This is a genomic window from Faecalibacterium sp. AF10-46, assembly GCF_003604105.1.
Classification (GTDB): Bacteria; Bacillota; Clostridia; order Oscillospirales; family Ruminococcaceae; genus Faecalibacterium; species Faecalibacterium taiwanense.
In genome coordinates this window covers 371979-384841 of record NZ_QVGY01000001.1, presented here as the reverse complement: position 1 = coordinate 384841, position 12863 = coordinate 371979, and the positions used below count along the sequence as shown (strand labels likewise).

Annotated in this window: 16 protein-coding genes; 8 read left to right on the top strand and 8 right to left on the bottom strand. The window is 60.6% G+C overall.

Annotated elements, in window-relative coordinates:
- Positions 1 to 353: 353 nt before the first annotated feature.
- The 5 genes from ytfJ to DWV57_RS01855 form a co-directional block, all read right to left on the bottom strand.
- Positions 354 to 761 carry a GerW family sporulation protein gene (gene ytfJ, locus DWV57_RS01875; protein ID WP_118527832.1) on the bottom strand — a complete coding sequence of 136 codons (408 nt, stop codon included), beginning with the start codon at positions 759 to 761 and terminating at the stop codon, positions 354 to 356.
- 79 nt (positions 762 to 840) lie between these two features.
- On the bottom strand, positions 841 to 1584 hold the full coding sequence (locus tag DWV57_RS01870) for a DUF2953 domain-containing protein (RefSeq protein WP_120019747.1): 744 nt from the start codon (positions 1582 to 1584) through the stop codon (positions 841 to 843).
- Positions 1585 to 1587: 3 nt separating this feature from the next.
- Positions 1588 to 2139 carry an SMC-Scp complex subunit ScpB gene (gene scpB, locus DWV57_RS01865; protein ID WP_005941268.1) on the bottom strand — a complete coding sequence of 184 codons (552 nt, stop codon included), beginning with the start codon at positions 2137 to 2139 and terminating at the stop codon, positions 1588 to 1590.
- Positions 2136 to 2858: a segregation/condensation protein A gene (locus DWV57_RS01860; protein ID WP_120019924.1), complete on the bottom strand. Its 723-nt coding sequence runs from the start codon at positions 2856 to 2858 to the stop codon at positions 2136 to 2138. The genes scpB and DWV57_RS01860 overlap by 4 nt, the downstream gene beginning before the upstream one ends.
- A gap of 2 nt (positions 2859 to 2860) precedes the next feature.
- Entirely contained in the window at positions 2861 to 3535 is a 675-nt protein-coding gene (locus tag DWV57_RS01855; RefSeq protein WP_118527838.1) for a site-2 protease family protein, read from the bottom strand.
- 453 nt (positions 3536 to 3988) lie between these two features.
- On the opposite strand from DWV57_RS01855, the gene rpmB reads away from it, so the two are divergent.
- From rpmB to DWV57_RS01830, 5 genes are all read left to right on the top strand, one after another.
- Entirely contained in the window at positions 3989 to 4177 is a 189-nt protein-coding gene (gene rpmB, locus DWV57_RS01850) for a 50S ribosomal protein L28 (RefSeq protein WP_080545321.1), read from the top strand.
- 69 nt (positions 4178 to 4246) lie between these two features.
- Positions 4247 to 4423 carry a DUF4250 domain-containing protein gene (locus DWV57_RS01845; protein WP_097801859.1) on the top strand — a complete coding sequence of 59 codons (177 nt, stop codon included), beginning with the start codon at positions 4247 to 4249 and terminating at the stop codon, positions 4421 to 4423.
- 100 nt (positions 4424 to 4523) lie between these two features.
- Positions 4524 to 5279: an alpha/beta hydrolase-fold protein gene (locus DWV57_RS01840; protein WP_005941285.1), complete on the top strand. Its 756-nt coding sequence runs from the start codon at positions 4524 to 4526 to the stop codon at positions 5277 to 5279.
- 143 nt (positions 5280 to 5422) lie between these two features.
- Positions 5423 to 5818 (top strand): metal-sensing transcriptional repressor, encoded by a 396-nt coding sequence (locus tag DWV57_RS01835; protein WP_120019746.1) that lies wholly within the window; start codon positions 5423 to 5425, stop codon positions 5816 to 5818.
- Between the two features lie 42 nt (positions 5819 to 5860).
- Entirely contained in the window at positions 5861 to 8425 is a 2565-nt protein-coding gene (locus DWV57_RS01830; RefSeq protein WP_120019745.1) for a heavy metal translocating P-type ATPase, read from the top strand.
- A 71-nt stretch (positions 8426 to 8496) separates the two neighbouring features.
- Here DWV57_RS01830 and DWV57_RS01825 read toward each other — a convergent pair whose 3' ends face one another.
- A complete protein-coding gene (locus DWV57_RS01825; RefSeq protein ID WP_097774883.1) occupies positions 8497 to 8763 on the bottom strand; it encodes a type II toxin-antitoxin system mRNA interferase toxin, RelE/StbE family in 267 nt (88 codons plus the stop codon).
- Complete coding sequence (locus tag DWV57_RS01820) at positions 8760 to 9026, bottom strand: AbrB/MazE/SpoVT family DNA-binding domain-containing protein (protein ID WP_097774882.1); 267 nt, start codon at positions 9024 to 9026, stop codon at positions 8760 to 8762. The genes DWV57_RS01825 and DWV57_RS01820 overlap by 4 nt, the downstream gene beginning before the upstream one ends.
- Positions 9027 to 9342: 316 nt before the next feature.
- On the opposite strand from DWV57_RS01820, the gene DWV57_RS14380 reads away from it, so the two are divergent.
- Together DWV57_RS14380 and DWV57_RS01815 are read left to right on the top strand one after the other, a co-directional pair.
- Positions 9343 to 9480, top strand: coding sequence for a hypothetical protein (locus DWV57_RS14380; RefSeq protein ID WP_165853639.1), 138 nt, complete (start codon positions 9343 to 9345; stop codon positions 9478 to 9480).
- Between the two features lie 294 nt (positions 9481 to 9774).
- Positions 9775 to 11142: an AAA family ATPase gene (locus tag DWV57_RS01815; protein WP_120019744.1), complete on the top strand. Its 1368-nt coding sequence runs from the start codon at positions 9775 to 9777 to the stop codon at positions 11140 to 11142.
- Between the two features lie 323 nt (positions 11143 to 11465).
- Here the strand turns inward: DWV57_RS01815 and DWV57_RS01810 are convergent, their stop codons facing one another.
- Positions 11466 to 12503 (bottom strand): hypothetical protein, encoded by a 1038-nt coding sequence (locus DWV57_RS01810; RefSeq protein WP_120019743.1) that lies wholly within the window; start codon positions 12501 to 12503, stop codon positions 11466 to 11468.
- A 72-nt stretch (positions 12504 to 12575) separates the two neighbouring features.
- Here DWV57_RS01810 and DWV57_RS01805 point away from each other — a divergent pair, with 72 nt between their 5' ends.
- Positions 12576 to 12863: a YabP/YqfC family sporulation protein gene (locus DWV57_RS01805; protein WP_243112284.1), complete on the top strand. Its 288-nt coding sequence runs from the start codon at positions 12576 to 12578 to the stop codon at positions 12861 to 12863.

Below are 12863 nucleotides of genomic sequence, written 5' to 3'. Positions count from 1 at the left end.
CTGTTTTGGGGTGCGGGTGCGCCTGTATCAAAACTGTGAGTTGGAAGCTCACAGTTACGGCGATAGTAGTTAGCAGGCCAGCAGGGAGCTTTCTCCGCGAACAGCCCGGGACTCCAGTCCCGCCCCAACGCTTGCGCGCCGGGGCCCCACCCCCAGGACATTCGCTGGAGAAACTATCTGCCGTCCTGCTGGGATCGGCACCGGATACTCCGGCAAGATGCGCGAAGCCATGTCTAAAGTGCAGGCTGCGACTAAAATCGACAGAAAAGCCCGTCGGGAAGTGCGAGGGCTTCTTTCGCTGGTGGTCTGGCGAGCGCAGGCGGGACGGAGTGTCCGGTGCCAAGCCCCCTCCCTTACTGCTCCGCAGGAGCAGCAGGCTCTTCCTTCTTTTCGTCCTTCTTGATGAGGGCGGCAACCTTGTCCACCAGCTCCGGCAGCATAGTCAGGGCACGGCTGATGGTGTCGGCGTTGTCCGACAGCTGGATGGTGCGCACGCAGCCGTCCTTTACCACGAGGAAGGCCACCGGCTGGATGTTCACACCCGCACCGGAGCCGCCGCCGAACAGGTCCTTGTTGGCGGCGTTCTTGCCGTCAAAGTCGGTGCCGCCGGAGGCAAAGCCAAAGCTCACCTTGGAAACCGGCAGGATGGTGGTGCCGTCCTCGGTGATGATGGGCTTGCCAATGATGGTGTTGGAGTCCACCATCTGGTGGATCTTCTCCATGGTAACGTTCATCAGACCCTGAATGGGATGCTCAGCCATAAAACAGCTCTCCTTTATCGGTTTGATTCGGGCAAAGGCCCGTTGTCTGCAGATCCGGATACTCCTATAGTGTACCACATTATAGGAAGATGTCCAATACTTTTTTGCGCCAGAACTCGTACAGCACCCGCACCGCCGCAAGGACGATGAACAGTGCCTGCGCGCTCACCCGGCAGGACACCCGGTCCTCCACGGTGGGCTGCCCGCTGCCAAAGTCCGGCAGGATGCGCAGCTCATCGAACTGCAGCCAGAGAAAGCGGTCCAGCACGCCCAGTACCGGGTACAGCCACGCCTGCAGCTTGCCGTAGCTGCGGGCAGCGGCGGCGGGGTCCTCCCCGCGCACACCAAGGCGCACCTGTATTTTTGTAATGCGCAGCGCACCGAACACAGCTTTGGTCAAAGTGCCCGCACCTTTGAGCATGGTGCAGAGGATCTCCAGCGTGATCTTTGCCTTTTTGCGCGGCTGGGCGGGCTTGTTTGCCTTGGCGGCAGCGGCCTTTTTGCGGGCCTTCTCCTCTGCCTTTTTCCGCTTGCGCTCGGCCCGCCATGCGGCAAACTTTGCCTTGACCTTGCCAAAGCCTTTGGGCGGCTCCGGGTTTTCCGGTGCGGGCGGCGGCTCCGGCTTCGGGTACTGGAACACCGGGAAGGTGATGCCCAGCGCACCGGCCTTTACGGTGAGCACGCCATGCTCCCAGCAGAGGTCTGCGCAGAAGGGGCACAGCAGCAACAGCACCAGTAAGATCAGCACCACCAGCAGCAGAATACCGATCACCCGGAGGATGAACAGCAGCACTGCGCCCAGCGCGGCGAGGAATGCTCCCATGCGTTACCCCTCACTTTCTGTCGGTGATGCGTTTGTTTCCGTCTCCTGCCCGTGCACCGGCGGCAGGTCGGCCAGAGAAGAAAGGCCGAACACCCGCAAAAAGGTGTCGGTGGTGCGGAAGCTCACCGGCCTGCCCGGCAGGTCAAGGCGTCCGGCTTCCTCAATGAGGCCCTTTTCCAGCAGGCCCGACACGCTGGACGAGGAATCCACGCCGCGCACCTGCTCGATGAAGGCGCGGGACACCGGCTGGTTGTAGGCGATCACGGTCAGGGTCTCCATGGCGGCGGGGCCAAGGGGCACTGCGCGGCGGCTGTCCAGCAGGCGGCGGATGCAGTCGGCCCACTCGGTCTTGGTGGCAAGCTGCCAGCGGGTGTTCAGGTGCAGCAGGCACAGGCCGCTGTCCTCCCGGGCGTAGCGCTCCCGCAGGGCTTCCAGCGCGGCTTCCACGCTGAGCTGCGGCAGCTGCACCGCCTGGGCCAGCTTGTCGGCACCAATGGGGTCGCCGCTGGCAAACAGCATGGCTTCCACGGCTGCACGGATCTGTTTCTGGTTCATTCCTTCTCCTTATCACGTTGGATGCGGCCCCGCTGCATGGTCAGCCGGCCCGCGTCGTCCAGCGTTACGCGGCCGCCGCGCACCAGCTCCAGCAAGGCCAGAAAGGTGGCCACGTTGGTGCTGCGGGTCTGCTGGCGGCTGAACAGCTGGCTCATTTTTGCCGCTGTACCGGTGATCAGGTGCCGCAGAATGTACACCACCCGGCTCGTCACCGACACCATGGGCGCTGTGACCAGCGGCTCGAACTGCTGCTGGGTAGGCTCCCGGCGCAGCTTGGTGCGGCCGGAGAGAGCGGCCCAGTAATCCGCCAGCACCTGCGGTGCATGGTGCAGGTCGTAGGTGTTATCGAACTCCATCTCCATGGGCGGACGCACAAAAACCGGCGCAGCTTCGGCCTTTTGGCGCAAAAGCGCAGCCATGCGGCGGCACTGGTCGTACTCGATCAGCTGGCCGGTGAACTCCTGCTTCATGCGCTCGCCCTCTTCGCTGCGGGGCAAAAGCAGGTAGCTTTTCATCTCCACCAGCCGCGCAGCCATCTCGATGAAGGCGCTGGCGGCTTCCGGGTCCGGGTCGGCCCGCGCCACCGTGGCGGTGTACTGGTCGATCAGCTCCAGAATGGGGATATCGTGCAGGTCCATCTTATGTTTGGCCACAAGCGCCAGCAATAATTCCAGCGGGCCGTCAAAATCTTCCAGATGGAAGGTCAGTTCTTCTGCCACGCTCACACCACCGTCCCAAGGCCGGCATAGTAGATGGAATACGCGATCTTATCAATGTAGCCGGTGCCCTTGCCCAGCAGCTCCCACACGATGTTGTTCAGGTAGTACAGGGGGGTATCCAGTGCGCCGAACCACACTGCCGCCAGCAGGGCGATCATGATATAGCGCTCGTACTTCATCAGGCCAAAGTAGATGCGCCGGGGCAGCAGCACCAGCAGGATGCGGCTGCCGTCCAGCGGCGGCACCGGGATCAAGTTGAACACGGCAAGGCTCACGTTCATCAGCACAAGGTACTGCAGGAACATGGCAATGTAGATGGTGGCATCGTTCACCGGTGCCCAGTAGTACATAAGCTTCCACACCACCATGCCCACATAGGCAAGGAGGATGTTTGCCGCAGGGCCAGCCAGCGCGGTGAGGGCCATGCCCCACTTGGGGTTTTTGAAATTGCGGGGGTCGGTGGAGACGGGCTTTGCCCAGCCCACGCCCGCAAACACCATGCACAGCGTGCCCAGCAGGTCAAAGTGGGCAAAGGGGTTCAGCGAAAGCCGCCCCTGCCGCTTTGCGGTGTCGTCGCCCAGCAGCCATGCCGCCAGCGCGTGGCCGCACTCGTGGAAGGGGATGGCCACCAGCGCCACCAGCGCGCGGATGAGATAATAGATGCCCTGAGAGGTCATTCGATATTCCTGCCTTTTTTCAGTATACCATATATAATACTATTTTTTGAGGTTTTAGACAAGGGGTGTCCAGACGATTTAAAATGATCTCCGCTTCGCTCTGATCATTTCAGCGGAATTTTATTTTTAATTCGTGATTTGTCTACGAGTTGCGGCACCCAGCATTCGTTTCGTGCCTTGAACGGCACTCACGTCTTGCTGGCCGCTGCCCCAACAGCTTCTCCCTGTTTCCGCCACTGGCGGCGGTCGTCGCCGTTGCAGCCTGCGGGCTGCTCCAAATCACATTTTCACACAAGGGGTCGTAACAAAAAACAGCATCTGAATGCATCGGGGCAGTTTTCCAAAAAACCGCAATATTTTTTGAAAAAAGGCTTGCATTTTGCCCGGCAATCTGCTACAATAGTCAAGCTGATTATTTTGATTCCTTACTTCACTGCAGGAGGTGCAAGTACCATGGCTAAATGTGAATGCTGCGGCAAGGGTGTTACCTTTGGTATCAAGGTTTCTCACTCTCATCGTCGTTCCAACCGTACCTGGAAGCCGAATGTCCGTCGTGTCAAGGCGGTCGTTGAGGGTTCTCCCAAGTACGTCTACGCATGCTCCCGTTGCCTGCGCGCTGGCAAAGTTACCCGCGCTGTCTAATTTGGTGTATGTGGCCGGTCACTTTGTCGAGTGGCCGGCTTTTTTTGTTGCTGTAAGGAGGCAAAACACATGGCTCTGCCCAATGATCCCATCATGCTGCTGAGCGTGGTGAACCTGAAGCTGCGTGATTTTTACAAAAACCTCGATGCTCTGTGCGAAGACATGGATGCCGACAAGGCCGACCTTTGCGCAAAGCTCCGGGCCGTGGGCTACGAGTACGATGCCCAGCGCAACCAGTTCGTGTGATATTTCCAGAGAAAGCTTTCTTTTGATCGCTAACGGCCGGCACCGACGTGCAGCGACTGCGCCCGGGCCGGTGAATATAGAAACAAGGAGTGCTTGATTTATGATCCAGGGTACCTATTACAAAGAGTGGAGCAGCGTGCTGAACCGCGAGATGGAGTTCAAGGTATACGGCAGCGCCGGTGTGCCGGTGCTGGCCCTGCCTGCCCGCGGCGGCCGCTTTTACGATTGGGAGAACAACGGCATGCCCGATGCCATTGCCCCGCTGCTGAACGAGGGCAAGGTGCAGCTGTTCTGCGCCGACAGCATTGACGGCGAGGCCGTACTGAACGGCGACATCCCGGTGCGCCGCCGCGCCGAGATGGAGGAAAAGTACTTCGTTTACCTTACCGCCGAGCTGGCTCCCCGGGTGCTGGCCCTGAACGGTGCCGCAAAGGATGCCAAGCTGTGGTGTGTGGGCATCGACCTTGGCGCTGTGCACGCCGTCAACTGCCGCCTGCGCCGTCCCAAGCTTTTTGCCGGTGCCATCGGCCTTTCCGGCATCTACGATCTGGCCCGCTTCTGGGGCAGTGAAGCCGACGATCTGGTGCTGCGCTGCTCTCCCCTGCAGTATCTGGCCGAGAACGGCATCGCCGACAAGCTGGCTCTGGCCAAGGCCGAGGAGAACAGCCTGATGCTCTGCGCCGGTCAGGGTGCCTACGAGGACGATGCCAAAGCCGACACGCAGGCGCTGGCCGATGTGCTGGCCGCACAGGGCCTGCCCGCCCACCTCGAGGTCTGGGGCGGCGATGTCTCCCACGAGTGGTACTGGTGGGGCAAGATGCTGGGCCTGTTTGTGCCGCGGATTCTGGAGAAGTAAAAGTGATTTGATAGAGGGAAGGCATTTGCAGTGCCTTCCCTCTTTTTGTTTATATTTTTCAATTCCCTACTTGATTTATCGGGTTTGCTGTGCTATACTCATGCCGTAAGATTCATACCCCCTATGGGTAAAGGAGATATTTTATGGACAACGAGAAAAAGCCCTGCTGCTGTTGCGGCACGCCCGCCCAGCCCGAAGCTGCCACGGCTCCGGCCATTGACGCATCCGCTGTGCCCACCGAAAGCGTCACCCCCTCCTGCTGCCGCCACAAAGACCGCACCCCTGAGGAACACAAGGCCCTGCTGAACCGGCTCAGCCGCATCGAGGGGCAGGTGCGCGGCATCCGCGGCATGCTGGAAAAGGATGCCTACTGCGTGGACATCCTTGTGCAGGTGGCGGCGGCGAACTCGGCGCTGAACAGCTTTTCCAAGGAGCTGCTGGCACAGCACATCTCCACCTGCGTGGCGGACGACCTGCGCGCGGGCAGCGAGGTAAAGCTGGACGAGCTGATGAATCTGCTGCCCAAGCTCATGAAATAAGAAGCCCTTTCCCGTGCATACTCAACGTAGGAGTGATATTTTATGGAACAATACAACGTTACCGGCATGAGCTGTGCAGCCTGCTCCGCCCGGGTGGAGAAGGCCGTGAGCAAGGTGCCCGGCGTTGCCAGCTGTTCGGTGAGCCTGCTGACCAACTCCATGGGCGTGGAGGGCACCGCCAGCTCTGCCGAGATCATCAAGGCCGTGCAGGATGCCGGCTACGGTGCCAGCCCCAAGCGTGCGGGCGCGGCGGCTGCCAGCTCCACCAGCGCCGACCTTGACGCACTGGCCGACCACGAGACCCCCAAGCTCAAGCGGCGGCTCATTGCGTCGCTGGGCTTTCTGCTGGTGCTGATGTACTTCTCCATGGGCCACATGATGTGGGGCTGGCCCCTGCCCCGCTGGTTCGACGGCAACCACATTGCCATGGGCCTTGTGCAGCTGCTGCTGGCGGGCATCGTCATGGTCATCAACCAGAAGTTCTTCATCAACGGCTTCAAGGGGCTCCTCCACGGCTCGCCTAACATGGACACGCTGGTGGCCATGGGTTCCATGGCAAGCTTTGTGTGGAGCACCTACGCCCTGTTCGCCATGACCCGCGCACAGGTGGACGGCAACCGTGAGCTGGTCATGCACTATATGATGGAGTTCTACTTTGAGTCCGCCGCCATGATCTTGACCCTCATCACGGTGGGCAAGATGTTGGAGGCCCGCTCCAAGGGCAAGACCACCGACGCGCTCAAGAGCCTGATGAAGCTTGCCCCCAAGACCGCCACCCTGCTGCGGGACGGTGCCGAAGTGACCGTGCCCATCGAGCAGGTGCAGAAGGGGGATATTTTTGTGGTGCGCCCGGGCGAGAACATCCCCGTGGACGGCATCGTGCTGGAAGGCACCAGCGCCGTGAACGAGAGCGCCCTGACCGGCGAGAGCATCCCCGTGGACAAGGCTGCGGGCGATAAGGTGAGCGCTGCCACCACCAACCAGTCCGGTTTCCTGCAGTGCCGGGCCACCCGCGTGGGCGAGGACACCACCCTTGCCCAGATCATCCGGATGGTCAGCGATGCCGCCGCCACCAAGGCTCCCATTGCAAAAATCGCCGATACGGTGTCCGGTTTCTTCGTGCCTGCGGTCATTACCATTGCGGTGGTCACCACCATCGTGTGGCTGCTGCTGGGCCGGGAGCTGGGCTATGCGCTGGCCCGCGGCATCTCCGTGCTGGTCATCAGCTGCCCCTGTGCGCTGGGTCTGGCAACGCCGGTGGCCATCATGGTGGGCAACGGTCTGGGTGCAAAGAACGGCATCCTGTTCAAGACCGCCGCTTCGCTGGAAGCTGCAGGCCGCACCCAGATCGTGGCGCTGGATAAGACCGGCACCATCACCAGCGGTGAACCAAAAGTGACCGATATTCTGCCCGCCGAGGGCGTTTCCGAGACGGAGCTGCTCACCCTTGCCGCCGCACTGGAGCGCAAGAGCGAACACCCGCTGGCAAAGGCCGTGCTGGCCTGCACCGACGCGCAGAAGCTCACCGCCCCCGAGGTATCCGGCTTTGCCGCCCTGCCGGGCAACGGTCTGGCCGCAAAGCTGGAGGGCGTGGAGATCTTTGGCGGCAATGCGTCCTTGATCGGCACCAAAGTCACCGTGCCCGCACAGCTGCAGGAGAAGGCCGCAGCCCTCTCCGCACAGGGCAAAACGCCCCTGTTCTTCGGCGGAGCAGGCCGCCTGCTGGGCATCATCGCGGTGGCCGATACCATCAAGGAGGACAGCCCCCGCGCCATCCGGGAGCTGCAGGCCATGGGCATCCGCGTGGTGATGCTCACCGGTGACAACCAGCGCACCGCTGCTGCCATTGGCAGGCAGGCCGGTGTGGACGAGGTGATCGCAGGCGTGCTGCCCGACGGCAAGGAAGCGGTCATCCGCCAGCTGCAGACATCCGGCAAGGTGGCCATGGTGGGCGACGGCATCAACGATGCCCCGGCCCTGACCCGTGCCGACACCGGCATCGCCATCGGCGCAGGCACCGACGTTGCCATCGACGCGGCGGACGTGGTGCTGATGAACTCCCGGCTGTCGGACGTGCCCGCCGCCATCCGCCTGAGCCGCGCTGCCCTGCGCAACATCCACGAAAACCTGTTCTGGGCGTTCATCTACAACATCATCGGCATCCCGCTGGCTGCAGGCGTGTTCATCCCCTTCGGCCTGACGCTGAACCCCATGTTCGGTGCTGCTGCCATGAGCCTTTCCAGCTTCTGCGTGGTAAGCAACGCCCTGCGCCTGAACCTGTTCGACGTGCACAGCACAAAGCACGATCGTGCGGCAAAAAATGCTGCTTCCCTGCCCGCTGTCTCCGCACAGCCCGCAGCGGTTGCAAATAAAGAGAGTACCAAGGAGGACACTGCTATGAAAAAGACCCTGAAAGTGGAAGGCATGATGTGCGGCCACTGCGAAGCCCGTGTGAAGAAGGCTCTGGAAGCCCTGCCCGAGGTGGACGAGGCCGTGGTGAGCCACGAGGCCGGCACCGCCATCGTCACCCTGAACGCCGAGGTCGCCGACGACGTGCTGAAGAAGGCCGTTGAGGATCAGGACTATCCTGTGACCGGCATCCAGTAAACCGCCGCTGAATACGGAAAGGCCGTTGCATGTGAACCGTGCAGCGGCCTTTTTATCGTGTTTACAGGCTTTTAAAATTGATTCAGAATATCATGGTGTCCAATGTCCAACAGCAGAATGATCGTATCACCGTCGTACTGCCAGATGACCCGCACATCCATGTTTACGCTGAACTCGAACAAGTCTACCGTGCCTTGAATACGCTTTGTGCGCAGCGACGGATACAGCGGGTCCATTTCCAGAATTTCCAGCTTCTTTTTCAGCTGCGCCCGCTCCGCTGCGTTCAAACGCTTCAGGTTCTTTATGAATCGTTTGGTGTAGGTGATCTTGTAATTCATTCGTCCGCACCGTCCAGCGCTTCAAACAGTGCGTCCACAGTGTCGAACACCGGCTGCTCCCCTGCCGCAATTTTGGCCTTTGCTTCGTTGATCTCGCTGCGCAGCTCGTCCAGATACTTTTTGGGGTAAACGGCTACCGGCATCAGCTCGATCACGCCATCCTTCTCCACGATCTCCAGCTTGTCGCCCTCACGCAGGCCCATCTTCATTACAATATCCTTTGGAATGGTGATCTGGGATTTTGTCCTCAATTCCGTCAGCATCCTTCATCCTCCTTTGTGCGATTTTCTTACTTTCTCACTTTTATTATACTCTGCTTTTTTGCAAAAAGCAACCATGCACCATAAAATTTTACAAAGCGTCGTTTCTGTGTCTTCTTATTGTATTTCGTCAAAAAGTATGTTAAACTAAAAATGCCGCCCCAAAGGGTGGCGTTAAGGTGCTATCTGCAAGCGCAGGTGGTCATGCTTCCTGCCCTGTATCGCTGCTCTTTCTACATGGAATGAAGCAGAGGTTCCGGGAGGAAACTTTTTTGGAAGTACCCTGCCCGGAGCCTTGAAGGCGAAGGGAGGGATATCAATGAGCCTGATGGAGCTTTTCACTCTGCTCACGGTCATTCTCATGCTATTGAGTCTGATCCTTGATGCAGTTCGCCTGACCGTTGAGGTCTTGGAGAAGTTTTCTCAGCGCAAATGTGATGACAACAAAAAAGATTGACTGCCACAGCCTTCCAACTCCGTGCAGTCAATCTTGATTGTAAAGGTAGGAAGCTGACCATTGCGGACAGCACCTTTTCTATTTATAGTATAGTTATTTTTTGCCGTTTTGTCAAGAGAAGGTGCCCGCCTTCTCTTTTTCTTTTCCCATTTTCCGGTGTATTTTCACCCCGGAAGCTGTGGCTTTTTGCGCAAAAACTATTTGTTGACACGTTGTTTTTTCAGAGTTATACTTATTACAACAACATTTGGTTTTGCTTCCAGTTATAAACCACAGCGAAAGGAGAAATGTATTTTGGGAGTATCCATTCAGGACCGCACAGACTTTCTGAACATGCTGGACGGCTGCAGGACCGAGCAGCAGCTGTTCAGCCGCCTGACCTTTGCGGTAATGTTCCACCAGACCGACCCGGATGCACGGGAAGACCTGCTGGACGACGTGCGCGGCGCAGCCTGCAACATGCAGCTGCCCGCCGTCAATTACAAGATCGATCAATGGCTCAACACCTGCAAGCAGGCGTGGCAGGCCGACCCTGCAGCCTTTATGGCAGCCGTGAACGCGGACGCAAAGCAGCGCAAGCTTGCGCTGGAGGGCAGCGCGGCGCAGCCCGGCCTGCTGGCCGATGTGCCCATGCAGAGCGTGGCGTGGCTGGTGCCGCAGCTGCTGCCGCTGGGCGAAGTGTCGCTGCTGGGTGCCGACGGCGGCACCGGCAAGGGCATCTGGCAGGCACAGCTCATTGCCTATGTGACGGCGGGCAAGACCTCCGGCTTTTTTCCGCTGCCGCCGCAGCAGACCGGTAAGGTGCTGCTGCTTGCGGGCGAGGACGACCCCGGCAAGGTGCTCAAGGCCCGTCTGCTGGCGGCCGGGGCCGACATGAACCGGGTGCTGGTGCTGACCGCCGACGACTACTTTGGCAAGACCGGCCAGCCCCTTACCCTCAAGGATCAGGCACTGGCGGATTTTGCCGCCAAGGCCGGGCCGCTGCTGCTCATCGTGGACCCGCTGCAGAGCTTTCTGCCCTCCGATGTGGAGATGGCAAGCCGCAACCAGATGCGCGGTGCCCTGCTGCCGCTGCGCGCCATTGCCGCAAAGCAAGGCTGCGCGGTGCTCATCGTGATGCACTCCAACAAAAAGCAGGGCGTTTCCGGCCGCGCACGTCTGGCCGACAGCTCGGATATCTGGGACATGGCCCGCAGCGTGCTGATGATGGGCCGCGCCAAGAACGACGGCAAAATTTATCTCAGCCACGAGAAAAACAGCTACGCCCGCCCCCAGCAGACGGTGCTGCTGCACATCGACGATGTGGAGGTGGAGGGCGTAAAGACCGCGCGGGCCGTGTTTGACGGCTACACCGACAAGAAGGATGCCGACTTCATTGAGGAGCGGCGGGTGCGCACGGCGGAGACCCGGCAGGACACCCGCAGCGCCATCCTGAACGTTCTGTCCGAGAGCCGCCTTGGGTCGATGCCCAGCAATGAGCTGCGCGCCGCCGTCCTGCGGGAGATCGGGTGCAGTGACAGTACATACAACCGTGTGTACAGTGAGCTTGTAAAATCCGGTGAGATTGCAAAGCACCAGATCAATCAGGGCGGCAACGTACGCAGTTGGTTCACTGCCATGCCCTACCGTGGAGAAACAAGTGACAAAGTGGCGAAATTATAACGCATCTATGTTTATAATTGTCTGTTTGTCAATTTGATAAAGTGACCCTTGCTGACAAAGTGACTCTGTTTGCCACGCTGTTGTCAGTTTATCAGCTTGACAAAGTGTCTTTTTTCACGCTCATTCATCAAAAATCAGTCACCTTCTCAGATAACGCTCCTACAGTAGCACCTGATAAAGTTCCCTGAAACCAAGGGCTGTGGGCTGGGAGTTTCTCCAGCGAATGTCCGGGAAGTGGGGCCCCGTGCGTAAGCACAGGGGCGGAACCGTGGGTTCCGGGCTGTTCGCGGAGAAAGCTCCCAGCACGCGGCCCAGCCCGCACCTCAACGCGCCAACTCCTCCACCGTGATGCAGCACACGGCAAAGGCCAGCAGGGCGCAGTCCAGCGGCACGCGGCGCAGCACCACCACCCGTTCGGTCAGGGTGGTAAAGGTCTGCACGGCCTGCACCGGCACGGTGCTGCCCAGCCAGAACAGCGCCACCGAAAGCGGCAGATGCACCGCCCGCGCTGCCAGCAAAGGCCGCAGCGAGATCTCGGCCGGGCAGATGGTGCGCACCTGCAAAAGCACCGACACCCCCTGCACACTGAGCGCCGCACAGCACAGCGTGCTGGCCCACAGCCCGGTGCGGGCGGCCTGATCGCAGCCGGAACACACTTCCAGCAGCATGGCGGGCAGCGCCGCCCACGGCTGTGGCAGCAATGCCCCGCACCCTGCCGCCAGCAGCCGGAAGTACAGCACAAAGCCGCAGAGCTTCAGGTAGGTCACTGCCGCCTGCGCGATCACCGCGTCCAGTGCGGGCAGCGGAATGGTTTCCCCCTGCGCGGGCGGAGCCTGCCCGGCCCCGCCCTGCATCCGGCACAGCAGCGCCGCCGTGAGGTAGCCCGCCAGCAGCTGGGCCGCAAACAGCCGCACCCCCACCGCGCGGCTGCCCAGCATCTGCTGCCCTACCGTGAGGATGACAAAGGACGGCCCGCTGCACACACAGGCGGGCAGCAGCGCCGAGGCCTGCCGGGAAGTGAGCTGACCGGTGCGCACGGCTTCGGACGCAGCCACCGCCGCCGGTGCAAAGCCCCCCAAGGCCCCAATGAGCAGCACGCCGCCCGCACCCTTTGCCCGGATGCCCATGAGCCGCGCCGCAGGCCGGAACACAAAGCCCAGCCACTGCCCGGCCCCGCAGCCTGCCGCCAGCGCCGATACGATGAGGAACGGAAACAGCGATACCAGCAGCGGCCCGCCGCACAGCCGCAGCCCCGCCTGCAGGGCATCGGCACAGCGCTGCGGCGCGGCAAACACCAGAAACGCCGTATACCCTGCCAGCGCCAGCAGCACGCCCCGCCGGAAATTCCAGCTTTGATTCATAACTCAGCCCTCCGCATCCATATATATGTAGCAGCGCGCCGCGGGCAGAACTGCGGGATGGGAGGGAATGGGATGTGTGCCAAGCGCAAAAAGCGGCTTAGGCCGCAAAGCTGGCTGGCCCTGCTGTTCCGTCAGCCGCCGCCGGGCTTTTACCGCGCCCCTGCCGTCTACCTGAGCGGGGGCCGCATGGAGGTGGAGCACTTTTGCCGCATTCTGGCCTACAGCCCCGACCGGCTGTGCCTGCAGATGCCCCATGGCCGGTTGACCATCTACGGCGACGGGTTGAAGATCGTCACCCTTACCGCCAGCCGCCTGACCCTGCGGGGGCGGTTCGTGCGCACGGACTTTGCGGATGACTAG